This is a genomic window from Streptomyces sp. KL109B, assembly GCF_030766935.1.
Classification (GTDB): Bacteria; Actinomycetota; Actinomycetes; order Streptomycetales; family Streptomycetaceae; genus Streptomyces.
The window spans coordinates 206,063-232,044 of record NZ_JASERL010000001.1 but is presented as its reverse complement, the minus strand read 5'-3'; the positions used below and the strand labels follow the sequence as shown (position 1 = coordinate 232,044).

Here is a 25,982-nt window from a genome sequence, read left to right as displayed (position 1 = left end):
GGGCCGCTACGTGAGGCCGAGCGCCGGCATCAGGTAGTAGAAGACGAACACGGCGGCGACCGCGTACATCGCGACCGGCACCTCCTTGGCCCGGCCCGCGACGACGCGCAGCACGGTGAAGCTGATGAAGCCCATGCCGATGCCGTTCGTGATCGAGTACGTGAACGGCATCATCAGCATCGTGATGAACGCCGGGATGGCGATCGTCCAGTCGTCCCAGTCGATCTCACGGATGCCACCGGCCAGGATCATGAAGCCCACCGCGACGAGCGCGGGCGTGGCCGCCTGGGACGGCACCATCGTGACGACCGGCGTGAGGAACAGCGCGACCGCGAACAGCACACCGGTGACGACGTTGGCGAGACCTGTGCGGGCGCCCTCGCCGACACCGGCCGTGGACTCCACGAAGCAGGTGGTGGCCGAGGAGGACGAGGCACCACCGGCGGCGACGGCGACACCGTCGATGAACAGCACCTTGTTCATGCCGGGCATCTGACCGTTCTCGTCGGTCAGATGCGCCTCCTCGCTGACGCCCATGATCGTGCCCATCGCGTCGAAGAAGCACGAGAGCAGCACGGTGAAGACGAAGAGGATGCCGGTGAGAATGCCGACCTTCTCGAAGCCGCCGAACAGGCTGACCTGCCCGATGAGCGAGAAGTCCGGGCTGGAGACCGGGTTGCCGGGCCAGGACGGCACGGTCAGGCCCCAGGACATCGGGTCGATGTCGGCGACGGCGTTGATGATCAGGGCGACGACCGTCATGGCGACGATCGAGAGCAGGATCGCGCCCGGCACCTTGCGCAGGATCAGCGCCAGCGTCAGCAGCACGCCGAGCACGAAGACCAGGACCGGCCAGCCGAGCAGGTGACCGCCGGTGCCGAGCTGCAGCGGGACGGTGGTCTGCGCGGCGTCCGGCATACGCGTCACGAAGCCGGAGTCGACGAGGCCGACCAGCAGGATGAACAGGCCGATGCCGATCGCGATGCCCTTGCGCAGCCCGTACGGCACCGCGTTCATGACGCGCTCCCGCAGGCCGGTCGCGACCAGCAGCATCACGACGAAGCCCGCCAGGACGACCATGCCCATCGCGTCCGGCCACGACATGCGCGGCGCGAGCTGCAGCGCGACGACCGTGTTCACGCCGAGACCGGCCGCGCACGCGATCGGGACGTTGCCGATGACGCCCATGAGCAGCGTGGTGAACGCGGCGGTCAGCGCGGTCGCGGTGACCAGCTGGGCGTTGTCCAGCTGGTGCCCGTACATGTCCTTCGCGCCACCGAGAATGATCGGGTTGAGCACGATGATGTAGGCCATCGCGAAGAACGTGGCGAGGCCGCCGCGGATCTCACGCGGGATCGTCGAGCCGCGCTCGGTGATCTTGAAGTAGCGGTCGAAGCCGTTCTTCGGGGCCGGCGGCGGCGAGTCGTTGACATCGACCGGGGTGGTGGCCGAAGTGGACATGGATGACCTCAGCGGTATTCAGCGGTGGCATACGGGCGGGGTGCGTGATCGAGCCGTGTGATCGTGTTGCGTGATCGAGTCTGGTGCTCATGTGGTCACCTGCGGGTTACCCCGATGTTTCCGCTGGTGTTTCGTACGAACAGAAGTGGCCAGACTCAGGCCGTTTCAGTATGAACATATGAGGCCGAATTTGCTATCTCCGCGCGTAGACCTCTGCGGTGCGGGGCTTGTACCGGGTTGTCGGTGGTTCCTCGTAAGCTGTGCACATGGCGAAGTGGACCCCCAGGCACGAGGCACCCGAACCCCTTGAGGGGCCCGTGGTCGCCACCATCGTCGGTGGCACGATCCTCTGGTTCGTCCTCTTCCTCGTACAGCTGCCGTTCTATGGCTGGTTCGACGACCGCGGGATCACCTGGTGGGTGTGGTGCTGCCTGGCCGGCGGCGGGCTCGGACTGCTCGGGATCTGGTACGTCAGGGGGCGCGACGCCGCGCTCAAGCGGGCGGCGGCGGCAGAGGCGGCCGGGGAGGCCGGAGCGGTCACCGACAGTGAAAGTGCCGCATCCGAGGGGTAAACCCCCGAAATCGCCCGTACCGTCGTTTTCATGACGCACATCGAGGCGGGCGCCGAACTCGATCCGGGCGATCCGGGCGATCCGGTCGGCGCGACACCGATGCCGTCACGGGCGGCCGGGCTCAGCGGGGCGGAGGTCGCCGAGCGCGTCGCACGCGGTGAGGTGAACGACGTACCCGTGCGCAGCTCGCGGTCCGTGGCGGACATCGTGCGCGCGAACGTCTTCACCCGGTTCAACGCGATCATCGGCGTGCTCTGGGTGATCATGCTCTGCGTCGCGCCCATCCAGGACAGCCTCTTCGGCTTCGTCATCCTGGCCAACACCGGCATCGGCATCATCCAGGAGTGGCGGGCCAAGCAGACCCTCGACTCCCTCGCCGTGATCGGCGAGGCCCGGCCCACGGTGCGTCGCGACGGGGTCGCCGTCGGCGTCTCCACCTCCGAGATCGTCCTCGGCGACCTCATCGAGATCGGCCCAGGAGACAAGATCGTCGTCGACGGGAGCTGCGCCGAGGCCGACGGCCTGGAGATCGACGAGTCGCTCCTGACCGGCGAGGCCGACCCCGTCCTCAAACAGCCCGGCGACGAGGTCATGTCCGGCTCCTTCGTGGTCGCCGGCGGCGGCGCATTCACGGCGACGAAGGTCGGCCGAGAGGCGTACGCGGCGCAGCTCGCGGAGGAGGCGAGCCGGTTCACGCTCGTCCACTCCGAGCTGCGCACCGGCATCTCCACGATCCTCAAGTACGTGCAGTGGATGATGATCCCGACCGCGCTCGGCCTGATCATCAGCCAGCTCGTCGTCAAGGACAACGACCTCAAGGACTCCATCGCCCGCACCGTCGGCGGCATCGTGCCGATGGTCCCCGAGGGCCTGGTGCTGCTGACGTCGGTGGCCTTCGCGATCGGCGTGATCCGACTCGGCCGGAAACAGTGCCTCGTCCAGGAACTCCCCGCGATCGAGGGCCTGGCCCGCGTCGACACGGTCTGCCTCGACAAGACGGGGACGCTCACCGAGGGCGGCATGGACGTGAGCGAGCTGCGGCTCCTCGGGGACGGCGGCGCCGCGCCCGACGAGGCGTACGTACGCAAGGTGCTCGGCGCACTCGGCGAGTCCGATCCGCGCCCCAACGCCTCCCTCCAGGCGATCATCGACGCCTACCCGGACAGCGTGGACTGGCGCGTCACCGAGGCCCTGCCGTTCTCCTCCGCGCGCAAGTACAGCGGCGCCGCGTTCAGCGAGGGCAACGGCGTGGACAGCGCGTGGCTCCTCGGGGCGCCCGACGTGCTGCTGCCCGAGGGCCACCCCGCGCTCGCCGACACCGAGGAGCTCAACCTCCAGGGCCTGCGCGTCCTGCTGCTCGCCCGCGCCCCCAAGGGACTTGAAGGGTCGGGCATCGTGGAGAGCGCCGAACCGACCGCCCTCGTCGTCCTCGAACAGCGCCTGCGCCCCGACGCGGGCGACACCCTCCACTACTTCGCCGAGCAGAACGTCCGCGCCAAGGTCATCTCCGGCGACAACGCGGTCTCGGTCGGCGCCGTCGCCGGAAAGCTCGGCCTCGAAGGCGCGGACCAGGCCGTCGACGCCCGTACGCTGCCCAAGGACCCGGCGGAGATGGCCGACGCGCTCGACGAAGGCACCGTCTTCGGCCGGGTGACTCCACAGCAGAAGCGGGACATGGTGAGCGCGCTCCAGGCGCACGGCCACACCGTCGCGATGACCGGCGACGGCGTCAACGACGTGCTGGCCCTCAAGGACGCCGACATCGGCGTCTCGATGGGCTCCGGCTCCGAGGCCACGCGGGCCGTCGCCCAGATCGTGCTGCTCAACAACTCGTTCGCGACGCTGCCCTCGGTGGTCGCCGAGGGCCGCCGCGTCATCGGCAACATCACGCGGGTCGCCACCCTGTTCCTGGTCAAGACGGTCTACTCGGTGCTGCTCGCGCTGCTCGTGGTCTGCTTCCAGGTCGAATACCCCTTTCTGCCACGCCACTTGACGCTCCTGTCGACCCTGACGATCGGCGTCCCGGCCTTCTTCCTCGCCCTCGCGCCGAACAAGGAGCGGGCGCGCCCGAACTTCGTACGACGGGTGATGCGGTACGCGATTCCGGGCGGGGCCGTCGCGGGGATCGCCACGTTCGCGATGTATCTGGTGGCCCGTCACTACTACGAGGGGACGGGGGCGTTGGCCGCGGAGACGAGTTCAGCGACGCTGACGCTGTTCCTGATCTCGATGTGGGTGCTGGCGATCATCGCGCGGCCGTATACGTGGTGGCGGGTGGGGCTGGTCGCGGCGATGGGGCTCGGGTTTCTGCTGGTGCTTGTGGTGCCGTGGCTGCAGGAGTTCTTCGCGTTGAGGTTGGTGGGGGCGGTTATGCCGTGGACGGCCGTCGGGGTGGCGGTTGTTGCGGCGGGGGTGCTTGAGGTGTTGTGGAAGTGGGTCGGGCGCAGGTTTCCGGCATGACGGCGTTGCGGCCCGGGGCGCTGCCCCGGACCCCGCTGCTCAATCGCCGCAGGGGCTGAGGGGTTACGGCCTCAGTCGAACCACCGGTCCCGCGCCAGCTCACCCGTACGGGACGGGTCTTCCAGGAGCGCCGCGACCTCGAACCGCCTCGGCCACTGCCCCGCCGCCCACGCGAGGCCCGCCGCGACCCCCTCAAGCGTGGCCGCGTGCACGACCCCGTCCGGGGTGCGGCGCCAGTCGACCTCGACGTCGGAGACGTACAGCTCCTCGTGCTCGACGTACGAGGCCGGGGTCGCGGCCCCGAGCAGGACGCGCACCGAATCGGGGACGGGGTGCTCGGCGCCTTCCGGCCCGGTGAGCTCCGCGTCGACGGCCTCGCTGAGCCGACGCACCTGGAACAGCTCCGCGAGCTGCGCCGCCCTCGTCGGGGTGACGGGCAGGAGAGCACGCCCCTCCGTGAGCGGGATCAGGTCGGGGGCGTCGGCGACGAGCGCGTCGCGGGCGTCGACGACCACGACCTCGCCGTCCCGCACGGCACGCAACTCGTCCGGCAGCGTGACCTGTTCGGGGTCGAGGTCGGCCAACCTGCCGTAGAGGGCGTGCAGTTGGGCGGGCTCGACGGGGCGCTCGGGGTCGGCGAGGCGGTCGAGGAGTTCGGCGGCGCCGCCGGGCTCGTCGAGGAGCGCGGCGACCGAGGTGCGGACGCCGAGGGCGCGCAGCACCTGTTCGTCGTCGAAGCCGGCGGCGTCGGCCGGCTCGTAGAGGCCGACGAGCAGCGGGTCGCCGCCCTCCGCGCGCAGTCCGGCGGGGCGGCGGCCGTCGAGCACCGGGTTCCCGCGCAGCCACCAGGCGGTGTACGGGCGGACGAGTTCGTGCGTGCCGTCCGGGAGGAGGACGCGGACGGGCTGGGTGAGGGCGTCGCGCAGCGGCGGCCGGGAGAGCAGCGCGAGCGCCTGCGGCCAGCGCTCCTCGTCGACGAGATCCAGGTCCCGTACGGCGATCAGCTCGGTGGCGACGGGCGGCACGGGAGTGTCCGGCAGCTGGTCGAGTACGTCCTCGCACCACACGTCGACGGCGTCGAGGAGACCGGCGTCGTCCGGCTCGGGGAAGTCGCTGTCGCGCGGCTCCAGTTCGTCGGGGTCGAGGACGACGTCGGTGGCGCGGACGAGGGCGAAGGTGTCGAGGACGCCGCAGGCGGCGAGCGGCCCTTGGCCCCACTTGTCGGACATGTCCCCGTCCACGTACGGGAGTTCACCCTCGCGCAGCACGGCGGCGATGGGGCTGCCGGGGAGCACGAGCTCGGCGGCGGGGGCGAGTTCGCCGTCCTCGTCGGGGAGGGCGAGGGCGCCGAGCCAGGGCTCGTCGCCGACGTCGAGGTGGGCGTCGCGTACGAGCGTGAGCACGACGTCGGCCAACTCGTCGGCGTCCAGGGCGTTTTCGTCGTCCCAGGCGGCGGCCTCGTCGTCGAGCGAGGCGGCGACGGCGGCGCGCACCTGCGGGGTGCGCAGCACGGCTCTCGGGGTGGCGGGCAGGGCGCCCAGCTTCTCCAGGAGCGGGTGGGCGGCGTCGGCGTGCGCGACCTTGAGCCCGAGCCGGGCGAGCGCCTCACCGGGAACGGTGGACGCCTCGGCGGTGGGCAGCAGCACCTGCCGCGGCCCGATGGTGGTGCGCCCACCGGCGAGCGGCACGGGCAGCCCGCTCAGCCGGTCGGGGTCGACCCCGGCGAGCGACTCGTACAGCCGCCGCCACCAGCCGGGCTCCTTCTCAAGGCCCGCCAGCCGGTCGACGGCCTCGGTCAGCGGGACCCGGGCGACGCCCAACGTCCGCAGTTCCACGCGCCGTTCGAGCCCGGCGGGCAGCAGGCTCGGCAGCACGTCGGCGAGGACCCGCACGGTGTCGGCGCCCGCACCCTCGACGACCTCGGCGTCCCGGGGCTTCAGGGAGACGGGCCGGTCGTCCTCGCCGTCCTCGCCGTCCGGTTCGAGGGCCGGGGGCAGGAAGGCGGTGCGCGGCAGCCGTTCGAGCACGGCGGCGCGCAGGGCGCCGTCCAGCTCGCTCTTGCCGAGCGGTCCCGGCACCAGGTCCAGGATCCCGGGGCCCACCGGCCGCCACCCGCCGAGCAGTTCCGCGTACGCGTCGGCGGCGCGTTCGGTGAGGAAGTCGGTGAGCGGGCCCGGAGCGACGTGGCGGCGGGCCGTGTCGAGGGGGAAGGAGGCGATGAGCAGGGCGGGTACGCCGAGGGGTTCGTCGCTGGGGGTGGGCGCGTGCAGCACGGGGGCGCTGCGCGGCCGTTGCGGGGCGCCTTCGGCGTCGACCGGGACGGCCCAGGTCACGGCCCACCTCGGCCGGAGCCGTTCCTCGACGGGCCGGTCGGCGAGCAGCCCGGCGTCGAGCTCGCCGGTGCGGGTGACCGTGCGATACGCCGTGGCCGACGCCCCCGCATCGTTACGCGGCACCGTGGGCCGCCTTGCCCACCCTGCCGCCCCAGGCGGCAGACTGCCCAAGCCGGTGACGGCACCGCCATCCCCCGGTCCGGGCAAATCAAGCCCTGGTCCGGCCAACTCAAGCCCCGGTCCGGGCAAATCAAGCCCCGCCGGCGATTGAGGCGCGGGGTCCGGGGCGGAGCCCCGAGGCCGCAACGCCGGTTCCGACACATCCAGCCCCGCCGGCGATTGAGGCGCGGGGTCCGGGGCGGAGCCCCGAGGCCGCACCCCCGTGTCCGTGATCACGACGTAGGGCGCCTCGTCCGCACGGCGAAGAACCCGCACCCCCGCCTCCGTGGCGACGGACACCTCCGTCAACCCCGGCAACGCGAGCAAAAGCGTGTCGTCGACCCCGTCCACCAGCCGCGAGGCCAACGCCTCCGCCGCCGCATCCCGCAACGGAAGAATGACCACAGTGTCGTACGGCCCCGGGGCGGAGCCCTCCGCCGCGAACGGCAGCCGCAGCAACGGCACATGACCGTCCCGCCGCCGCAACTCGTCCCCCAGGTCCGCACTCCGCACCGCCGCGTCCGCCGCCGCGATCCGCGCGTCCGTCAGCGACCACCGCACGCCCCCACTGCGCCCCACCACCGCGGGCTCGTCGGAGACGGCGAGCACGGCCGCGAAGCCGACGCCGAACCGCCCCACGGCGGTCTCCGCGTCGATGGCCTCCCGCTTCGCGGACGCCCGCAACGTGGACAGCGACTCGACGCCCGCCGCGTCCAACGGGGCACCGGTGTTGGCGGCGGCCAGGACGCCGTCCTTCAGGGTGAGCGCGAGCCGCCCTTCGACGCCGGCGCGGGCGGCGGCGTCCGCCGCGTTCTGCGCGAGTTCGACGACGAGCCGGTCGCGGTAGCCGCCGAGCGCGAGGTCCTCCTCGGCGTTGGCGTCCTCCCGGAAGCGGGCGGCGCTGCCCGCCCACGCGTCGAGCACGGTGTGGCGCAGCCGCGCGGTGCCGAACGGGTCGACGCCTTCGGGCGCCGGGCGCGCGATTCTGCTGACGCTCACGGGTGACTCCTCTGGGCTGCGTGGTCGTGATCGGCCGAACCGTATCGCGCAGAGTTCCCCGCCCTGCCGTGGGCATGCGGCGGCACCGTGGTTGACGCCTCGGGGCTCCGCCCCGGACCCCGCTGCTCAATCGCCGCAGAGGCTTGATTGGGCCCACCCGTGATGTGGCCTAAGAGTGGCCCAGGTCGTCGTCGCCACCGCCGGAGGCCACCGCTCCGACCGAGCCCGCGTCCGCCTCCGGGCGCAGCGGCAGCACGTCCACCACGGTCTCGTCGATCACCGGCGGAGCCGGTCGCGGGGCCTTGGGCATGACGGCCGCCTCGGAGTGGCCACCGCAGCCGTACGAGAGGGACACGACCCGGCCGTCCGCAGGCGCGAACTCGTTGGCGCAGATGCCGAAGGCCTGGCCGAGGGAGCCGCCGATGGGGGCGAGGAAGCCGCAGGAGACGCACGTGGCGGGGGCCGCCTGCGCCATGGGGGTCTTCGCGCCGAAGGAGTCCTCCCAGCGGTCGGCCGCGACATGCAGCCCGTACCGGGAGAGCACCCGCGCCCGGCGCATGCCGAGCTCCTCGGCGACCGACGCGATCGAGCCACGGGTCGGGGCCACCGGCAGCGCCGCCACCGGGCCCTCGGTGACCTCGACGTCCTCGGCCTCGACGAGCTCCGCCATGTCCTCGGACACCGGCGAGTTCGGCGGCGGCGTGTCCTCGCCGGTGAAGCCGGGCTCCAGGCGCAGGTCGTCGGACTCGGTGGGGAGCAGGTCGCCGGGGCCCAGGTCGCCGGGGCGCAGCCGCTCGCTCCACGGCACCCACTCGGGGGCGAGGAGGGCGTCGGGCCCGGGAAGGAGGACGACCTCGTCCAGCGTCACGTAACGGGCACGCGAAGCCCGCGCCACCGTCGCCGCCCAGCGCCAGCCGCGGTAGCCGAATTCCTTGCACTCGAAGAGATGCGTGACCACGCGGTCGCCCTCGACGACCATGTCGACGTGCTCGCCGACCACCCCAGGCGCGGCGGCCTCTTCTGCCGCGGCCCGGGCGATGTCCACCGCCTCCGCGCACAGACGGTCAGGGGTGCGGCTTCGCGTTGTCGCTGCGCTCACAGGTATCGCTTCTCTCCTACGCCGTCTCACGGGTGCGCCGCTTGCTTGTGGCGGGAGCGCGGACGGAGCGGACCGGAGGGCCGCGTCGACGTTCGCGCCCGACGTTCCGGGCGCACCTACGCCATCCATTCTGCGGGATGGCCGAGAGGCGCGCGGCCGAGAACAACCGCCGCGGGCGCGCTACGCACGCTACCTCTTCTCACGCCCTGCGCCCACACCGACGTACGAGCCGCACCTGGCCGGAAAGCCGACCAGCCTGTCCATATCCGCACTAGTACGCCCGAACAAGGGGCACCATGGCGGGGTGACAGCCGGTGGGTCGTCGTCCCGTTCGCCCCGTTCGTCGGTGCGCGCGTCTTCGCGCACGACGGACGCGCCGACGGCCGTCCGCAGAATCGGCCGCGCCCTGCACCTCCCTTTCACCGGCACCGCACGTGGCATCCGCAAAGCGACGCACGCGCACGGCGCGGGCGAGTCGGGGCTCGGGAAACTGATCGAACTGCACGCGCTGAACGGCGCGGGCGACGTCATGGTCACGGTCGCCCTCGCCTCGACGGTCTTCTTCGCCGTGCCGACGGACGAGGCGCGCGGCCGGGTCGCCCTGTACCTCGCGATCACGATGGCCCCCTTCACGCTCCTCGCCCCCGTCATAGGTCCGCTGCTCGACCGGCTGCCGCACGGGCGGCGCGCCGCGATGGCCGCGTCGATGCTGGCGCGGGCGCTGCTCGCGCTCGTCCTCGCGGGCGCCGTGGCCGGCGGCGGGCTCCAGCTGTATCCGGCGGCGCTCGGCGTCCTCGTCGCGTCGAAGGCGTACGGCGTGGTGCGCTCGGCGGTCGTGCCGCGCCTGCTGCCGCCGCGCTTCTCACTCGTGAAGGCGAACTCGCGGGTGACGCTCGGCGGGCTGCTCGCCACGGGCGCGGCGGCGCCGGTCGGCGCGGGCCTCCAGGCGATCGGACCGCGCTGGCCGCTGTACGGGGCGTTCGTGCTGTACGTGTGCGGGGTCTTCCTCTCGTACTCGATGCCGCCCAAGGTGGACTCGGCGCGCGGCGAGGCGAAGGCGCTGCTCGCGGCGGACGAGGCGCATCTGCACGGGCCGGTCAAGCGGCAGCGCAAGCCGGGGCTGCGGACGGTCGGCCCGGCCGTCACCCACGCGCTCGCCGCGAACGCCGCGCTGCGCTGCCTGTCCGGATTCCTGATCTTCTTCCTCGCGTTCCTGCTGCGCGAGCACCCGCTGAGCGGGCAGAGCGCGGCCGTCTCGCTCGGCCTCGTCGGGGTGTCGGCGGGGGCGGGGAACGCGCTGGGCACGGCGGTCGGGGCGTGGCTGAAGGCGCGCGCCCCCGAGGTCATCATCGTGACCGTGGTCGCGGTCGTGCTCGGTGTGGCGATCACGTCCGCCGTCTTCTTCAGCGCGTACATGACGGCGTGCCTGGGCGCGGTCGCCGGCTTCGCGCAGGCGCTGGCCAAGCTGTCCCTCGACGCGACGATCCAGCGGGACGTCCCGGAGGCGGTGCGTACGTCGGCGTTCGCGCGTGCGGAGACGTTGTTGCAGATGGCGTGGGTGGTGGGCGGGGCGATCGGGATCGCGCTGCCGCTCAACGGAGTGCTCGGGCTCTCGGTCGCGGCGGCGATCGTGGCGGCGGGCTGGCTCACGACGGTCCGCGGTCTGCTCGCCGCCGCCCGGCACGGCTCGCCCGCGCCCCGGGCCCGTGTCGCCTGAGCCGCCCAAGTCACCTGAGCCGCCTGAGCCGCCTGAGCCGCCTGAACCGCCTGAGCCGCCCAAACGCGACACCCGCTCCCCCACCCTGAGCCGGACGGGCGCCGCCAGATAGCCTTCCGCCATGACCTCCCAGCGTTTCGTTGCGCGCCACCGCCGCGCCCTGGCCGCCGTCGGTGCCGTAGGCGCCGGACTGCTCGTCCTCTCCGCCTGCGACAAGCCGACTCCGCTGGCCACCGTCACGGTGGACCGCAACTCGGTGAACTCCGAGGCCAGCTGCTACAACGACGGCGACGCGCTCAAGCCGACCTCGCTCCAGGGCTGCCTGAAGGACGCGAAGGACGCCAAGTCCATCAAGGTGGACCCGGACGCCACGGTCCGCTTCGGTGTCGACCCGGAGATCGCCGACAAGGGCTGGACGCTCCTGATGAACGGCCAGCCGCTCACGGACTCCAGCAAGAAGACCTACCGCACCGTTCCGGGCAGCGTCTTCTTCAATCAGCAGTACGGCGCCTCGGGTGGTGCGACCACCGTCACCATCCTCGAGGGCGGCAACTCCAAGGCGTACGGCCTGTGGTCGTTCAAGCTCGAGAAGGACTCCTGACGAACACCGACGCACCCCGCGTGCTCATCGCCACCGCCGTCCCGGCCGAACGGGACGCGGTGGCGGGCGCGCTGCACGACCATCCGGCCCTCGATGTCGTGGCCGTCGGCGTGGGCCCCGCCGCCGCGGCGGCCGGCACCGCGACCGCCCTCACGAAGGCCGAACTCGCGGGCTCCCCCTACACGCTGGTCGTCTCGGCCGGTATCGGCGGCGGCTTCACCGCGGCCCCCGGCGCGGTCCTGGTCGCGGACGCGATCACCGTCGCCGACCTGGGCGCCGAGACCGCCGAAGGCTTCGTCCCGGTCACCGAACTCGGCTTCGGCACCGTCACCCACACGCCGCCCGAGTCCCTCGTACGAGAACTCGCCGCGGCCTCCTCCGCCACCGTCGGCACCGTGCTCACCGTCTCCACGGTGACCGGCACCGCCGACCGCGCCGCGCTGCTCGCCCAGCGTCACCCGGGCGCCGTGGCCGAGGCGATGGAGGGCTTCGGGGTCGCCGAGGCCGCCGCCGCGCACGGGGTGCCGGTGGCCGAGATCCGCACCGTCTCCAACGCCGTGGGACCGCGCGACCGCGACGCCTGGCGCATCGGTGACGCACTCGCCGCGCTGGCCTCCGCCTTCGGGAAGACCGCGCCCGTACTGGAGAGTTGGAAGAACACATGACGGACACCACGGATACGACGGGCACGACGGGCACGACGGCCCCCACCCGTATCGCCTTCTCGCCCTGCCCGAACGACACCTTCGTCTTCGACGCCTGGGCCCACGGCCGCGTCCCCGGCGCCTCCGCGCTCGACGTGACCTTCGCCGACATCGACATCACCAACGGCGTCGCCGAACGCCGCGAGGACGCGTACGAGCTGCTCAAGGTGTCGTACGCGGTGCTGCCCTACGTCCTCGACGACTACGCGCTGCTGCCGTGCGGCGGCGCGCTCGGCCGGGGCTGCGGACCGCTGGTCCTGACCCGCGAGCCGGGCGTGGACCTGAGCGACAAGCGGGTCGCGGTGCCGAGCGAGACCTCCACCGCGTACCTGCTGTTCCGCCTGTGGGCGGCCGATGTCGTGCCCGGTGGCGGGGTCGGCGAGATCGTCGTCATGCCGTTCCACGAGATCATGCCCGCCGTGCGCGACGGCAAGATCGACGCCGGACTCGTCATCCACGAGGCCCGCTTCACGTACCAGGACTACGGCCTGCACAAGCTGGCCGACATGGGCGAGCACTGGGAGGCCACGACGGGCCTGCCGATCCCGCTCGGCGCGATCATCGCCCGCCGCTCGCTGGGCGCGGAGAAGCTGCGCGGCTACGCGGACGCGGTGCGCACCTCGGTGCGGATGGCCTGGGAGGACCCCGAGGCCAGCCGCCCGTACGTCATGGCGCACGCGCAGGAGATGGACCCGGCCGTCGCCGACCAGCACATCGGCCTGTACGTCAACGAGTTCACGGCCGACCTCGGCGAGGACGGGTATGCGGCGATCCGCGGTCTGCTGACGCGGGCTGCCGCGGAGGGGTTGGTTCCGGCCCTTGCGCCGGATGCGCTCGCGTTCCCGTAACGGCGGGCCCCAACGGGGCTGAGGTCCGGGGCTCTGCCCCAGACCTCGCTGCTCAATCGCCGCAGGGGCTCAAAAGGCGGATGGGACGGCTCAGACGTCCAACTGGTCGGCCACCGCCCGCAGTAGACCGGCGATCTTCTTGCCCGCCGCCTTCTCCGGGTAGCGGCCGCGCTCCAGCATCGGCGTGATGTTCTCGAGGAGTGTCGTCAAGTCCTGGACGATCGACGCCAGTTCGTCCGGCTTGCGGCGCTGCGCCGCAGCGATCGACGGCGTCGGGTCCAGGATCGTGACCGAGAGCGCCTGGTCGCCGCGCTGCCCCGCGACCACCCCGAACTCCACCCGCTGACCGGGCTTGAGGGCGTCCACGCCTGCGGGAAGTACGGAGGAATGCACGAAGACGTCACCGCCGTCGTCGCGGGAGAGGAAGCCGAAGCCCTTCTCGCTGTTGAACCACTTGACCTTGCCGGTAGGCACGTGAAGTCCTCGTCCTCGTACTAGAAGAAATCGCCGGGATAAACGGGGTGAAGGGGTCTGGATAGCAGGACAGCGGGCCGTGGTCCGACCCGCCGTCACCAAGACTATTGGTCTCGGGCCGGGTGACAAGATGCGGTCTGCGCTTGGCCCGTGGTTGTCTCTCTGCGCTGGGAACTACCCTGGCTGGGTGCGCGACAAAACCCAAGCCAATTCCGCGGCGGCCGAGACCGGCCCCGGCGACGGCCTCGTGAAAGCCGGCGGCATCGTCTTCATCGTGGGGGCGATCGCCACCCTGGTCACGGTGGCGCCGCTGTTCCTCCACACCGACCCGTTCCCGCCCGTCGCGTACGCGGTGTGCATGCTGATGGGCGTCGGGTTCCTCATCGCCGCGGCGGGCGTCCTACGGGGCGTCGCCGCGCAGCGCCGTCAGGCGCGCTCCGCCACGTAACCCGCCAGCCAGGCCGGGAACCCGGTCAGGTCGTCCAGCACCACGTCGGCGCCGGCTTCCCGCAGCTCGGCGGCGTCGCAGGGCCCTGTCGTGACACCCACGGACAGGGCGTTCGCGGTGCGGGCTCCGCGGACGTCGCCGACGTGGTCGCCGACGTAGACGCTCGCGCCGTGCTCGCGCAGCGCGTGCCCCTTGCCCTCGGCCCACAGGTCGCCGATGACGGCGTCCGCGTCGATGCCGAGGTGCGCCAGGTGCAGCTTCGCGTTCGGCTCGTACTTGGCGGTGACGACGATGGCCCGGCCGCCCGCCGCATGCACGGCGTCGATGGTCTCGCGGACCCCCGGCATCGGCAGCGTCGGCTCGATGCCGTATGTGGGATACATCTCACGGTAGAGGTCGGCCATCGCCGGGATGTCCTCCGGCGGGCACCAGTACGCCAACTCCTCGGTCAGCGGCGGCCCCAGGCGCGAGACGATCAGATCCGGGTCGATCCGCAGCCCGGTGCGCTCGGACAGCGCGACCCAGGTGGCGCGGATGCCGGGGCGGGAGTCGATGAGCGTCATGTCGAGATCGAAGCCGACGGTGGGACCGGTGGGGGTGGCGGGGTCGGTGGGGTCTGTGTGGGGAGCCATGGGGATCATTCTCCCTCCCCGGTGACGGCTTCCCCGAAGGCGATCCCAAGGGCACCATGGGCCCCCATGAACCACACCCGCCTCGCGATCGGCGCCGCGCTCGCCCTCTCGCTCACCCTCTCCGCCTGTAGCTCGGACGACGACGAGAACGCCGCCAAGCCCGCCGCCAAGGCGACCGGCAGCCATACGGTCAGGACCGCCATGGGCGACGTCAAGGTCAAGGACCACCCCGAGCGGGTGGTCGTCCTGGACGGCGCGGAGCTCGACTCGGCGGTCACGCTGGGGGTGCGGCCCGTGGGCGCGGCCTCCGTCCCCTCGTACCTGCCCACGTCGGAGACCAGCGGCATCAAGAAGGTCGGCGGGGCGGCGGGCGCCCCCGACCTCAAGAAGATCGCCGGGCTCAAGCCCGACCTGATCCTCGGTACCGAGGCCGCGAACGGGAAGCGCTACAAGCAACTCAGCGCCCTCGCACCGACGGTCCTCACGGGGAACGCCGGTGGCTCCGGTGGCTCCGGTGGCTCCGGTGGCTCCGCGTGGAAGGAGGACTTCCTCGTGCACGCCTCCGCGCTCGGGGAGCAGTCGCGGGCCGAGCAGGTGGCCGCCCAGTACAAGAGCCGGGTCGCCGCCGTCATCAAGGCCATCGGCGGCAAGAGCCGGGCGGCGCGGACCGACGTCAACTTCGTCCGGTTCGTCGCGGGCTCCGACATCCACGTGTACGGGAAGCAGACGCCTCTCGGCTCGATCCTGTCCGACGTGGGCGTCGGCGGCCACGGAGCCTCGTTCGAGGTGGGCGCCGAGCAGGTCGGCCGGGCGGACGCGGACGCCATCTTCACGTCCACGTACGGGAATCCGGGCCGCGCCCAGGTCACCGAGGCGACGACGAGCGCGCAGTGGCGCGGCATCAGGGCGGTGCGGGACAACCGGGTCTACACGGTCGACGACGAGCTGTGGGGTCAGGGGGCCGGGTACACGGCGGCGAAGCAGATCCTCGCGGAGATCGAGTCCGACCTGTCGCGGTGACCCGCGGGGGTCAGACGCGAGGTGAGCGCGCCCGCCACACCAGGTACAGCGCGGAGGCGAGCGCCGCGCAGCGCAGCACCCACGGCCATGTCTCGTCGAGCGCGCCGCTCAGCCGGCCGCCGGGTATCGGCTCGCCCCACCGCCCGTCGCCGCGCCCCCACAGCCAGACGATGCCGGTGATCGCGGCGATCCCCGGGAGGCCGAACACCGCCCACTTCTTCTGTCCGACGGTCAGCTGCCGGGAGAGGTAGACGACGGCCCAACCGATCAGCAGCACGAGTACGTTGCCGAGCACGGCGCCGACGACCAGGGCCGCGGCGGCGAGCAGGAGGAGCGGCTGGGTGAAGGACGTACGGCCTCCGAGGGCGGCGCGGGCGGCGCGGCGGGGAAGCAGCCGACGGGCCCCACGGGCGCGCCCGCCCTCTGCCTCCACCTCCCCTTCTTCCTCGTCTTCCTCGTCGTCGTCCACTGCAGCGACGGGTTCCGGGAGTGGGCGCTTACGGAGGTCGGGGCCGCCGGTGGCGGCGCCCGGCGGCCTGAGTATGTCCGGGATCTCCACGCCTCCGACGAACCCCGGCACGTCGTCGATCTCGGTGCCGGGCCGGCCGTCCGCCGCCCGCCACCAGTCGACGGGTTCGACCGTGCCGAGTTCGTCGGTGCCCGCGAGGTGCGGCGGCGCGGGGCCGTCGTCCTCGACGACGGTGCCCTCCAGGGGTTCGGGCGGGGGCGGTTTGCGCAGGGCGCGGGGGAGGCGGGGGACGCGGGCCTTGGGGACGACCCGGCCGAGGGTGCCCTTGCCCTTGCGCTGCTCGGGCTCCTCGGCCACGCCGCGGAAGTCGAAGGTGCCGTCGCCGCCGTCGGCGTCGGCGACGATCCGGTCGGGGGTGCCGAGGCGGCCGATCAGCTTGCGGACGGCGGCCGGGCTGTCGGCGGTGCCCGCTGCGCGGCGCCGGTCGATCTCGCCTCGCAGCTCCGCGACGAGGCGCATTCTTGTCGACGACGGCAGTTGCCGTGACTGGGCCAGGTCTCCGACCTTGCTCAGGTAGTCGAGGACGATCCGATCACTCTCGATCCCCACGAAGTCCCCTCCGGGGTGGCGCTGTTGACGTTCCGACGGTATCGCGGATGCGCGCGCCCGTCCGGTCCCCCGCCCCGGGGCTCTGCCCCGGACCCCGCTGCTCAATCGCCGCAGAGGCTTGATAAACCAACCTCCGCTCAAGCCCCACCGGCGCAATCAAGCCCCGCCGGCGATTGAGGCGCGGGGTCCGGGGCGGAGCCCCGAGGCCGTAACGACGGTGCGGGAGGCGAAGACCGCTACCGTGGGTGGGATGAGCAGCGACGAGCAGACGACCGCGGCAGCACCCCGCTCCCTCGCGGAAGCGCTCCGCGCATGGGACGACGCCTCCCTCGCACGCCTCCTGCGAGCCCGCCCCGACCTGCTCGGCCCCGTGCCGAACGACATGACCCAGCTCGCCACCCGCGCCGGCACCCGCGCCTCCGTCATCCGCGCCCTCGACCGCCTCGACCGCTTCACGCAGCAGGTGGCGCAGGCCCTCGCCGTGGCCCCGGACCCGACGACGTACGAGACCCTCCAAGGCCTCCTCCCCGGCGAGGACGCCGCCGCCGCGCTCCCCGGCGCCGTCGCCACCCTCCGCGACCAGGCGCTCGCCTGGGGCGGCGACGGCCAGCTCCGGCTCGTACGCACCGCGCGCGAACTGCTCACCCCCACCCCGCAGCACCCGTCCCCCACCGGCCTCGGCCCGACCGTCGCCGAGGCCACGTCCGGGATGTCGCCGGGACGTGTGCAGGAGATCGTCGCGGCGGCGGGCCTGCCGTCGACACACGACCCGGTCTCCGCCGTGGCCGCGCTCACCGCCCTGTTCACCGACCCGACCCGGATGTCGGCGCTGCTCGACGAGGCGCCGACCGACGCCCTCGACGTACTGAACCGCCTCGTGTGGGGACCCCCGTACGGCCAGATCACGGCCCAACCGGCGGCGCACCTGCGGTGGTTGCTCGACCGCGGCCTGCTCGTCCCGACCACCCCCGGCACCGTGGTGCTGCCCCGCGAGGCGGCGCTCCACCTGCGCGGCGGCCACGCGCACCGCGAGCTGGAACCGCTCGCACCGCCCGTACGCGAGAAGGCGACGCACCGTCCACAGGTTGTGGACGCCACCGCCGCCGCCGAGGCGTACACGGCGGTGGCGACCGTCGAGGAGCTGCTGAAGGACTGGGACGAGGGCGGCCCCGCCGTGCTCCGGGCCGGCGGCCTCAGCGTCCGCGACCTCAAGCGCACCGCCGTCGCCCTCGACAGCACCGAGCCGACCGCCGCGTTCTGGGTCGAACTCGCCTACGCCGCGGGCCTGTTGGCCTCCGACGGCGAGGCCGACGAGCGGTACGCGGCGACCCCCGCGTACGACGAGTGGGTGCTGCTGCCGCCCGCCCAGCGCTGGGAACGGCTGGCCGCGGCCTGGCTCCCGGCGACCCGCACGGCGGGCCTGGTCGGCGGCCGCGACGGCAAGGACCGGACGCTGTCGGCCCTCGGCCCCCACCTGGACCGTTCGGCGGCTCCCGAGGTACGCCACCGCGTCCTCACCCTCCTCGCCACCGAACTGCCCGAGGGCGCCGCCCCCGACCCCGACTCGATCACCGACCGCCTCACCTGGGAACGCCCCTCGCCCGCCTCCCTCGACCTCCGCACCCACCTCGCCCACTGGACCCTCACGGAGGCCGAACTCCTCGGCATCACGGGCCGCGGCGCCCTCTCGTCCCACGGCCGAGTCCTGCTCGAACCGCCTGTTTCAGGTGCCCCCACTTCGGGCGCCTCCGCTTTTGGAGCCCCTGCGGCGCTTGAGCAGCGGGGCCCGGGGCAGCGCCCCGCCTTTGAAGCCCCTGCGGCGATTGAGCAGCGGGGTCCGGGGCAGAGCCCCGAGACCGCAACCCCGGCCGCCCGCGCCGCACAGCTCCTCGCCCCTCTCCTCCCCGACCCCCTCGACCACGTCCTCCTCCAGGCCGACCTCACCGCCGTCGCCCCCGGCCCCCTCGAACGCCCCCTCGCCGACGCCCTCTCCGTCCTCGCCGACATCGAGTCGAAGGGCGGCGCCACGGTCTACCGCTTCACTCCCGGCTCGGTCCGCCGCGCCCTCGACGCCGGCCGCACCGCATCCGACCTCCAGACCTTCCTCGCCGAACACTCCCGTACGCCCGTCCCCCAGCCCCTCGCCTACCTCATCGACGACGTCGCCCGCCGCCACGGCCACCTCCGGATCGGCGCGGCCAGCGCCTACGTGCGCTGCGACGACGACGCCGTACTCGGCGAGATCCTGGCCGACAAGCGGGCCGCGCCGCTGCGCCTGCGCCGCCTCGCCCCCACCGTCCTCGCGGCGCAGGCCGACCCCGGCACGCTCCTCGAAGGATTGCGCTCCATGGGCTTCGCCCCGGCCGCCGAAACCCCGGAGGGCGACGTCCTGATCGCCCGCGCGCACGCCCACCGCACCCCGCCCCGCACCGCCCCGGAACCGGTCCCCGACGGCCCGCCGCTCCCCGACCCCACGCTCGTCGACGCGGCCCTGCGCGCCATCCGCGCGGGCGACGCCGCCTCCACGGCTCCCCGCAAACCGGCCCCCGCCCACCCCGGCAACGGCGAACTCCCCCGCACCACGTCCGCCGAGACCCTCGCCACGATGCAGGCCGCCGTCCTCACCGGCGAGGCCCTGTGGATCGGCTACGTCAACGCGGAGGGCGCCGCCAGCCAGCGCGTCATCGCCCCCGTCCGCGTCGAGGGCGGCTTCGTCACCGCCTACGACCACACGGCCGACGAGGTCCGCACGTATCCGCTGCACCGGGTGACGGGTGTGGCCGAGCTCTCGGAAACGTAGGCACGCGGGGATCACGCGGGGATGCGGCACACTGGACGTTTGGCCCGCGCCTTGTGCCGAAGCCTGTGCCGAAGGGATGTGCGTACGTGAACGGTCCACTCATCGTCCAGAGCGACAAGACCCTGCTCCTTGAGGTCGACCACGAGCAGGCCGACGAATGCCGCCGGGCGATCGCCTCGTTCGCCGAGCTCGAGCGTGCTCCCGAGCACATCCACACGTACCGGGTGACGCCGCTCGGTCTGTGGAACGCGCGGGCCGCCGGGCACGACGCGGAGCAGGTCGTGGACGCGCTCGTGCAGTTCTCCCGCTACCCGGTGCCGAACGCGCTGCTCGTCGACGTCGCCGAGACGATGGACCGCTACGGGCGGCTCACCCTCAGCAAGCACCCGGCGCACGGGCTCGTGCTCACGACCACGGACCGGCCGATCCTGGAGGAGATCCTCCGCTCGAAGCGGATCCAGCCGCTGGTCGGCGCCCGTATCGACGCCGACACCGTCGCCGTGCACCCCTCCGAGCGCGGCCAGATCAAGCAGACGCTCCTGAAGCTGGGCTGGCCTGCCGAGGACCTCGCGGGTTACGTCGACGGCGAGGCGCACACGATCGACCTCGACGAGTCCGAGTGGTCCCTGCGCCCGTACCAGAAGCAGGCGGTGGAGAACTTCTGGCACGGCGGGAGCGGTGTCGTCGTGCTGCCGTGCGGCGCCGGTAAGACGCTGGTCGGCGCCGGGGCCATGGCCGAGGCGAAGGCGACGACGCTGATCCTCGTCACGAACACCGTCTCGGCGCGGCAGTGGAAGCACGAGCTGGTGAAGCGGACCTCGCTGACCGAGGACGAGATCGGCGAGTACAGCGGTACGAAGAAGGAGATCCGGCCGGTCACCATCGCCACGTACCAGGTCCTGACGACGAAGCGGAAGGGTGTGTATCCGCACCTGGAGCTGTTCGACTCCCGTGACTGGGGGCTCGTGGTCTACGACGAGGTGCATCTGCTGCCGGCTCCCGTCTTCAAGTTCACCGCCGACCTTCAGGCGCGGCGGCGGCTCGGGCTCACGGCGACGCTCGTACGTGAGGACGGGCGCGAGTCGGACGTCTTCTCGCTCATCGGGCCGAAGCGGTTCGACGCGCCGTGGAAGGAGATCGAGGCGCAGGGGTACATCGCGCCCGCCGACTGTGTCGAGGTGCGGGTGAACCTGACGGACTCGGAGCGGCTCGCGTACGCGACCGCCGAGACCGAGGAGAAGTACCGGTTCTGTGCGACGACGGCGACGAAGCGGAAGGTGACCGAGGCGCTGGTGCGCAAGCACGCGGGTCAGCAGACGCTTGTCATCGGCCAGTACATCGACCAGCTCGACGAGTTGGGTGAGCACCTGGACGCGCCCGTCATCAAGGGGGAGACGACGAACGCGGTGCGGGAGAAGCTTTTCGACGCGTTCCGGGAGGGCGAGATCAACGTCCTCGTCGTGTCGAAGGTCGCGAACTTCTCCATCGATCTGCCGGAGGCGACGGTGGCGATTCAGGTGTCCGGGACGTTCGGGTCGCGGCAGGAGGAGGCGCAGCGGCTCGGGCGGGTGTTGCGGCCGAAGGCGGACGGGCACGAGGCCCGTTTCTACTCGGTTGTCGCCCGCGACACGATTGACCAGGACTTCGCGGCGCACCGCCAGCGGTTCTTGGCGGAGCAGGGGTACGCCTACCGCATCGTCGACGCGGACGACCTCCTCGCGGAAAGCTGACCGGGCTCCCTGTTCACGGTCACCCTCCCCCTACGCCACGGGGCTCCGCCCCGGACCCCGCGCCTCAAACGCCGGCGAGGCTGGAAAAGATCGGGGCTCCGCCCCGTGCCCCGCGCCTCAAACGCCGGCGAGGCTTGATTGTGGTCATCCACCACCGAGGCCCAAAAGATCGGGGCTCCGCCCCGGACCCCGCTGCTCAAACGCCGCAGGGGCTTGGTTTGGCCGGCCATCTCCCACCACCCGCCCCCTACCGCCTTGGGCAATCTGCCGCCTTGGGCGGCAGGGTGGGCAAGGCGGCCCCCGGTGCGGCGCACGCATCACGGCGGGGTCCGGCCGCGGCGTAGGCGAGGAGGAGGACGACGACGCCGAGCAGGGGGTACGGGGAGGCCAGGGGCTGTTGCCACCAAGGGAGGTGGAGGTCCAGGTTGCCGGTGTGGGGGAGGAGCCACATCGTGCGGGCCGTGAAGAGGGCCGCGGTCACGCACGCCGTCCGCCGCCACCCCTCCCCCCACAGCACCACGATCAACGGCACGCACCACACCCAGTGGTGCGACCAGCTGATGGGTGAGACCAGAAGCGCGGTGAGTGCCGCGAGGACCACCCCACTCGCCGGTGCGCGGCGCGCCGTGCGCACGGCCGCGTACAGGCCCACCACCCCGACCACCCCGGCCGGCACCAGCCACAACAGACCCGGCTGCTCGACGTGCAGCACCCGCCCGACCAGCCCCTGCAAGGACTGGTTGTCGACGATCCACGCCTTGCCGACCCGCCCCGTCTCGTAGAGCCTGCGCGTCCAGAACTCCCAGCTGGCGAACGGCAGGACGAGCGCCCCCACCGCGACCGTGCCGAGACAGCCACCCACCGCGTACGCGGCCTCCCGCCGTCGCCCCGCCAGGAACAGGTACACGATGAAGACGGCGGGCGTGAGCTTGATCCCGGTCGCGACGCCGAGCGCGAGGCCCTTGCCCGCCGCCCCGGCCGGCCGCGCCAGGTCCCAGAGGATCAGGCAGGCGAGGACGAGGTTGATCTGCCCGAACAGGACCGTCTGGAAGACCGGTTCGAGCCACAGCGCGAACGCCGCGCCCCCGCACACCACCGCCCACGACACCCGCCGCAGCCCCGCGAGACGAAACGACAGCCGGACCAGTACCACCACCAGCGCCACGTTGCCGAGCAGAAAGACCGCCTTGAGCACGGGCAACGGCACCCACGCCGCCGGCACGAACAGCAGCGCCGCGAACGGCGGATACGTGGCCGGCAACCGCCACTCCGTCACGGCGAACCCGTACAGATCCCCACCGTTGACGACCGCGGCCCCCTCGGCCCGGTACACGAGCACGTCCGCCATGGGCGTGGGCCGCGTAACGCAGAGGGCGAGGAGGCCGAGGAGGGAAAGAGCGAACAGGAGGCAAGAAAGGCGGACATAGAGTGTTCCAACGGTCACACCAGGCGACGCTAGCGCCACCTCACGCCCGGATAGCGTCTTTCCAGCCCCTGCGGCGTTTGACCAGCCCCTGCGGCGTTTGAGCAGCGGGGCCCGGGGCAGAGCCCCGCGACCCCAGCCACGTCGCCGCGCGCTCTAGTAACTCCCGCGGAACCTCCGCAGCCGCAGGCTGTTCCCCACCACGAACACCGACGAGAACGCCATCGCCGCCCCCGCGATCATCGGATTGAGCAGCCCCGCCGCGGCCAGCGGAATCGCCGCCACGTTGTACGCGAACGCCCAGAACAGGTTGCTCTTGATCGTGCCGAGCGTCCTGCGCGAGAGCCGGATCGCGTCGACCGCCGCCCGCAGATCACCTCGTACGAGGGTGAGGTCCCCGGCCTCGATCGCCGCATCGGTCCCCGTGCCCATCGCGAGCCCGAGGTCCGCCTGCGCGAGCGCCGCCGCGTCGTTGACGCCGTCGCCGACCATGGCCACCGAACGCCCCTCGCCCTGAAGGCGCTTGACGACGTCGACCTTGTCCTGCGGAAGGACCTCAGCGATGACGTCCGCCGGATCCGTGATGCCGACCTCCGCGGCGACGGAACGGGCCACGGCCTCGTTGTCCCCGGTCAGCAGCACCGGCCGCAGGCCGAGCCCGCGCAGCCGCTCGATCGCCTCGGCGCTGGTCTCCTTGACCGCGTCGGCGACCTCCAGGACCGCGCGTCCTTCGCCGTCCCAGGCCACGGCGATCGCCGTACGCCCGGCCTCCTCGGCCTCCCGCTTCACCTTCGCGAGCGCCTCGGGGAGGTGGATCTCCCACTCCTTCAGCAGCGCCTCGCGCCCGACGAGCACCGCGTGCCCGTCGACGACGCCCTGGACGCCGAGCCCGGCGACGTTCACGAAGTCCTCGGGAGTCGGGAGGGTACCGACCTCCTCGGCGGCGCCCGTCGCCACGGCCTGCGCGATCGGGTGCTCCGAGGCGTGCTCCAACGCGCCCGCGAGGCGCAGCACTTCGGCCCGCTCGACGCCTTCGGCGGTGTGCGCGCCGAGCAGCGTCATACGTCCCGTCGTCACGGTTCCGGTCTTGTCGAGGACGATCGTGTCGACCTTGCGGGTGGTCTCCAGGACCTCCGGGCCCTTGATGAGGATGCCGAGCTGGGCGCCGCGGCCGGTGCCGACCATGAGGGCGGTGGGGGTGGCGAGGCCCAGGGCGCAGGGGCAGGCGATGATCAGTACGGCGACGGCGGCGGTGAAGGCGGCCGTCAGGCCCTCCCCCTTCAGCAGCCAGAAGGCGAGCGTGGCGAGGGCGAGCCCGATGACGATCGGCACGAAGACGCCGGAGATCTTGTCGGCGAGCCGCTGGGCCGCGGCCTTGCCGTTCTGCGCGTCCTCGACGAGCTTGGCCATCCGGGCGAGCTGGGTGTCGGCGCCGACGCGGGTGGCCTCGACGACGAGGCGCCCGCCGACGTTCAGAGTGGCGCCGGTGACGGCGTCGCCGGCCTCGACCTCCACGGGCACGGACTCGCCGGTGAGCATGGAGGCGTCCACGGCGGAGGAGCCCTCGACGACGGCGCCGTCGGTGGCGATCTTCTCGCCGGGCCGTACGAGGAAGCGGTCCCCGACCTTCAACTCGCTTACGGGCACGGTCTCCTCGCGACGACCGCCGTCCCCCGCGTCCCGTACGACGGTCACGTCCTTGGCGCCCAGGTGCAGCAGCGCCCGGAGCGCGGCTCCGGCCTTCCGCTTGGAGCGGGCCTCGAAGTACCGGCCGGCGAGGATGAACGCGGTGACGCCCGCCGCGGCCTCCAGGTAGATGTTCCCGGCGCCGTCGGTGCGGGCGATGGTCAGCTCGAAGGGGTGCGTCATGCCGGGCATGCCGGCCGTGCCGAAGAACAGCGCCCACAGCGACCACAGGAACGCGGCGGAGACGCCGACCGAGACCAGGGTGTCCATCGTCGCGGCGCCGTGCCGCGCGTTGGTGAAGGCGGCCTTGTGGAAGGGCCAGGCGGCGTAGACGACGACGGGCGCGGCGAGCGTCAGGGACAGCCACTGCCAGTACTCGAACTGGAGGGCCGGGATCATCGACATCGCGATGACGGGGACGGCGAGCACGACGGCGGTGATGAGCCGCTCGCGCAGCGTGCGCAGTTCGCGGCTGTCCCCCTCGGAGTCTTCCCTGTCCTCCTGATCGCTGCCGCCCGCCCCGGACGTGGCCGGGGGCTCGGGCTCGCGCGCCGTGTAGCCGGTGGCCTCGACGGTGGCGACGAGGTCCGCGACCTCGATCCCCTCCGCGTAGCTGACCTTGGCCTTCTCGGTCGCGTAGTTGACGGTCGCCTCGACGCCGTCCATGCGGTTCAGCTTCTTCTCGACACGTGCGGCGCACGACGCGCAGGTCATGCCGCCGATGGTGAGTTCCACCTCTGCGGGCGGGACGACGGTATGCGCCGACATGATGCCTCCTCGGTTGACGGGAGCGAGATTCGAAATTCCTCCGAGTACCCCCTATGGGTACCTTCTCACGAGATCCATTTATACCCCTAGGGGGTATGCAATGCAAGGGGGCCACCGAGGGTCGGACAGCGGTATCGGAAGTCGCGTCGCGCTCGCCCCGCGCGCGGCGTAAAGTGAGCAGGCGGACCATTGGACTAGACCTGTCTGGAGACCCATGAGCGAGCGTGCAGTCCTGGAGGTGATCGCCCTCGACGCCGAGGACGCGGTCGCCGCTCAGGCCGGAGGTGCGGACCGGCTCGAGCTGGTCACGGACATGGCCGCGGACGGGCTCACGCCTTCCGTGGAGACGTTCACGGCGATCCGGTCCGCCGTGGACATCCGGCTGCGCGTGATGCTGCGACTGGCCGACGGGTTCGCGGCCGGGGACACGGGGGCGCTGGTGCGGGCGGCACGGGAGCTGCGGGCCGCGGGAGCGGACGAGTTCGTGCTCGGCTTCCTCGACGAGCAGGGTGGGCCCGACCTGGCCGCCGTGGAGGAGCTCGTGGCCGAGCTCGACGGCTGCCGTTGGACCTTCCACCGGGCCATCGACCGGGCCGCCGACCGGGACGCGCTGCGCAAGCAGCTCGCCGATCTGCCGGGGCTCGACACGTACCTCACGGCCGGGTCGGCGGACGGGGTGGACGCGGGGCTCGACGTACTCCTCGCGGAGGCGACCCGCTCCGCGTGCGGCGACCCCGGTTACACGCAACAAATCCTTGTGGGCGGGGGGCTCCGCCTCGACCACGTGCCGGGGTTGCGGGCGGCGGGTGTCTCCGCGTTCCACATCGGCGGAGCGAGTCGCCCCGCGGGTTGGTCGGCCCCCGTTTCGGCGGACGCGGTCCGGGTGTGGCGAAACGCCCTGGACACCTAACCCGCCCCCACGCCTCGGGGCTCCACCCCGGACCCCGCGCCTCAAACGCCGGCGAGGCTG

General features: G+C 72.4%; 19 protein-coding genes. 11 read left to right on the top strand and 8 right to left on the bottom strand.

Annotation, left to right across the window (positions count from 1 at the left end; genetic code table 11):
* Nucleotides 1–6: 6 nt before the first annotated feature.
* Complete coding sequence (locus RBJ65_RS01115; RefSeq protein ID WP_306322892.1) at nt 7–1,461, bottom strand: NCS2 family permease; 1,455 nt, start codon at nt 1,459–1,461, stop codon at nt 7–9.
* Between the two features lie 266 nt (nt 1,462–1,727).
* Here RBJ65_RS01115 and RBJ65_RS01110 point away from each other — a divergent pair, with 266 nt between their 5' ends.
* Nucleotides 1,728–2,033: a DUF2530 domain-containing protein gene (locus tag RBJ65_RS01110; protein WP_306322893.1), complete on the top strand. Its 306-nt coding sequence runs from the start codon at nt 1,728–1,730 to the stop codon at nt 2,031–2,033.
* 30 nt (nt 2,034–2,063) lie between these two features.
* Nucleotides 2,064–4,493: an HAD-IC family P-type ATPase gene (locus RBJ65_RS01105; RefSeq protein ID WP_306322894.1), complete on the top strand. Its 2,430-nt coding sequence runs from the start codon at nt 2,064–2,066 to the stop codon at nt 4,491–4,493.
* Between the two features lie 71 nt (nt 4,494–4,564).
* On the opposite strand, the gene RBJ65_RS01100 is transcribed toward RBJ65_RS01105, so the two are convergent.
* Together RBJ65_RS01100 and RBJ65_RS01095 are read right to left on the bottom strand one after the other, a co-directional pair.
* A complete protein-coding gene (locus RBJ65_RS01100) occupies nt 4,565–7,984 on the bottom strand; it encodes a sacsin N-terminal ATP-binding-like domain-containing protein (protein ID WP_372341424.1) in 3,420 nt (1,139 codons plus the stop codon).
* Nucleotides 7,985–8,153: 169 nt separating this feature from the next.
* Nucleotides 8,154–9,083: a DUF3027 domain-containing protein gene (locus RBJ65_RS01095; RefSeq protein ID WP_306322895.1), complete on the bottom strand. Its 930-nt coding sequence runs from the start codon at nt 9,081–9,083 to the stop codon at nt 8,154–8,156.
* 346 nt (nt 9,084–9,429) lie between these two features.
* On the opposite strand from RBJ65_RS01095, the gene RBJ65_RS01090 reads away from it, so the two are divergent.
* The 4 genes from RBJ65_RS01090 to RBJ65_RS01075 all read left to right on the top strand — a co-directional run bounded on the left by RBJ65_RS01090 (nt 9,430) and on the right by RBJ65_RS01075 (nt 12,953).
* Nucleotides 9,430–10,800, top strand: coding sequence for an MFS transporter (locus RBJ65_RS01090; protein ID WP_306322896.1), 1,371 nt, complete (start codon nt 9,430–9,432; stop codon nt 10,798–10,800).
* A 121-nt stretch (nt 10,801–10,921) separates the two neighbouring features.
* The gene (locus RBJ65_RS01085) at nt 10,922–11,401 is read left to right on the top strand and encodes a DUF2771 domain-containing protein (protein WP_306322897.1); all 480 of its coding nucleotides are present in this window, start codon (nt 10,922–10,924) and stop codon (nt 11,399–11,401) included.
* Nucleotides 11,371–12,066, top strand: a complete 696-nt coding sequence (locus RBJ65_RS01080; RefSeq protein ID WP_306322898.1) for a futalosine hydrolase — start codon at nt 11,371–11,373, stop codon at nt 12,064–12,066. The genes RBJ65_RS01085 and RBJ65_RS01080 overlap by 31 nt, the downstream gene beginning before the upstream one ends.
* Nucleotides 12,063–12,953: a 1,4-dihydroxy-6-naphthoate synthase gene (locus RBJ65_RS01075; RefSeq protein ID WP_306322899.1), complete on the top strand. Its 891-nt coding sequence runs from the start codon at nt 12,063–12,065 to the stop codon at nt 12,951–12,953. Before RBJ65_RS01080 ends, RBJ65_RS01075 begins: the two co-directional genes overlap by 4 nt.
* Nucleotides 12,954–13,043: 90 nt before the next feature.
* On the opposite strand, the gene RBJ65_RS01070 is transcribed toward RBJ65_RS01075, so the two are convergent.
* Nucleotides 13,044–13,427, bottom strand: a complete 384-nt coding sequence (locus RBJ65_RS01070; protein WP_306322900.1) for a cold-shock protein — start codon at nt 13,425–13,427, stop codon at nt 13,044–13,046.
* 154 nt (nt 13,428–13,581) lie between these two features.
* Between RBJ65_RS01070 and RBJ65_RS01065 the strand changes: the two genes are divergently transcribed.
* Nucleotides 13,582–13,875 (top strand): hypothetical protein, encoded by a 294-nt coding sequence (locus RBJ65_RS01065; RefSeq protein ID WP_372341425.1) that lies wholly within the window; start codon nt 13,582–13,584, stop codon nt 13,873–13,875.
* Here RBJ65_RS01065 and RBJ65_RS01060 read toward each other — a convergent pair.
* The gene (locus RBJ65_RS01060) at nt 13,854–14,507 is read right to left on the bottom strand and encodes an HAD family hydrolase (protein ID WP_306322902.1); all 654 of its coding nucleotides are present in this window, start codon (nt 14,505–14,507) and stop codon (nt 13,854–13,856) included. The genes RBJ65_RS01065 and RBJ65_RS01060 overlap by 22 nt on opposite strands.
* 66 nt (nt 14,508–14,573) lie before the next feature.
* On the opposite strand from RBJ65_RS01060, the gene RBJ65_RS01055 reads away from it, so the two are divergent.
* The gene (locus RBJ65_RS01055) at nt 14,574–15,527 is read left to right on the top strand and encodes an iron-siderophore ABC transporter substrate-binding protein (RefSeq protein WP_306322903.1); all 954 of its coding nucleotides are present in this window, start codon (nt 14,574–14,576) and stop codon (nt 15,525–15,527) included.
* Between the two features lie 10 nt (nt 15,528–15,537).
* Here the strand turns inward: RBJ65_RS01055 and RBJ65_RS01050 are convergent, their stop codons facing one another.
* Nucleotides 15,538–16,605: a hypothetical protein gene (locus RBJ65_RS01050; protein WP_306322904.1), complete on the bottom strand. Its 1,068-nt coding sequence runs from the start codon at nt 16,603–16,605 to the stop codon at nt 15,538–15,540.
* A 250-nt stretch (nt 16,606–16,855) separates the two neighbouring features.
* Here RBJ65_RS01050 and RBJ65_RS01045 point away from each other — a divergent pair, with 250 nt between their 5' ends.
* Together RBJ65_RS01045 and RBJ65_RS01040 are read left to right on the top strand one after the other, a co-directional pair.
* The gene (locus RBJ65_RS01045) at nt 16,856–19,405 is read left to right on the top strand and encodes a helicase C-terminal domain-containing protein (protein WP_306322905.1); all 2,550 of its coding nucleotides are present in this window, start codon (nt 16,856–16,858) and stop codon (nt 19,403–19,405) included.
* Between the two features lie 86 nt (nt 19,406–19,491).
* Entirely contained in the window at nt 19,492–21,135 is a 1,644-nt protein-coding gene (locus tag RBJ65_RS01040; RefSeq protein ID WP_306322906.1) for a DNA repair helicase XPB, read from the top strand.
* A 247-nt stretch (nt 21,136–21,382) separates the two neighbouring features.
* Here the strand turns inward: RBJ65_RS01040 and RBJ65_RS01035 are convergent, their stop codons facing one another.
* Together RBJ65_RS01035 and RBJ65_RS01030 are read right to left on the bottom strand one after the other, a co-directional pair.
* Nucleotides 21,383–22,483 (bottom strand): glycosyltransferase 87 family protein, encoded by a 1,101-nt coding sequence (locus tag RBJ65_RS01035; RefSeq protein WP_306322907.1) that lies wholly within the window; start codon nt 22,481–22,483, stop codon nt 21,383–21,385.
* 231 nt (nt 22,484–22,714) lie between these two features.
* A complete protein-coding gene (locus RBJ65_RS01030; protein ID WP_306322908.1) occupies nt 22,715–25,012 on the bottom strand; it encodes a cation-translocating P-type ATPase in 2,298 nt (765 codons plus the stop codon).
* Between the two features lie 214 nt (nt 25,013–25,226).
* Between RBJ65_RS01030 and RBJ65_RS01025 the strand changes: the two genes are divergently transcribed.
* On the top strand, nt 25,227–25,922 hold the full coding sequence (locus RBJ65_RS01025) for a copper homeostasis protein CutC (RefSeq protein WP_306322909.1): 696 nt from the start codon (nt 25,227–25,229) through the stop codon (nt 25,920–25,922).
* Nucleotides 25,923–25,982 lie beyond the last annotated feature (60 nt).

What these genes read in the sequence shown, in the direction of transcription:
- RBJ65_RS01060 (WP_306322902.1), bottom strand. Translation starts at nt 14,507, where the DNA reads ATGGCTCCCCACACAGACCCCACCGACCCCGCCACCCCCACCGGTCCC.
- RBJ65_RS01045 (WP_306322905.1), top strand. Translation starts at nt 16,856, where the DNA reads ATGAGCAGCGACGAGCAGACGACCGCGGCAGCACCCCGCTCCCTCGCG.
- RBJ65_RS01115 (WP_306322892.1), bottom strand. Translation starts at nt 1,461, where the DNA reads ATGTCCACTTCGGCCACCACCCCGGTCGATGTCAACGACTCGCCGCCG.
- RBJ65_RS01035 (WP_306322907.1), bottom strand. Translation starts at nt 22,483, where the DNA reads ATGGCGGACGTGCTCGTGTACCGGGCCGAGGGGGCCGCGGTCGTCAAC.
- RBJ65_RS01030 (WP_306322908.1), bottom strand. Translation starts at nt 25,012, where the DNA reads ATGTCGGCGCATACCGTCGTCCCGCCCGCAGAGGTGGAACTCACCATC.
- RBJ65_RS01110 (WP_306322893.1), top strand. Translation starts at nt 1,728, where the DNA reads ATGGCGAAGTGGACCCCCAGGCACGAGGCACCCGAACCCCTTGAGGGG.
- RBJ65_RS01105 (WP_306322894.1), top strand. Translation starts at nt 2,064, where the DNA reads ATGACGCACATCGAGGCGGGCGCCGAACTCGATCCGGGCGATCCGGGC.
- RBJ65_RS01085 (WP_306322897.1), top strand. Translation starts at nt 10,922, where the DNA reads ATGACCTCCCAGCGTTTCGTTGCGCGCCACCGCCGCGCCCTGGCCGCC.
- RBJ65_RS01075 (WP_306322899.1), top strand. Translation starts at nt 12,063, where the DNA reads ATGACGGACACCACGGATACGACGGGCACGACGGGCACGACGGCCCCC.
- RBJ65_RS01025 (WP_306322909.1), top strand. Translation starts at nt 25,227, where the DNA reads ATGAGCGAGCGTGCAGTCCTGGAGGTGATCGCCCTCGACGCCGAGGAC.
- RBJ65_RS01055 (WP_306322903.1), top strand. Translation starts at nt 14,574, where the DNA reads ATGAACCACACCCGCCTCGCGATCGGCGCCGCGCTCGCCCTCTCGCTC.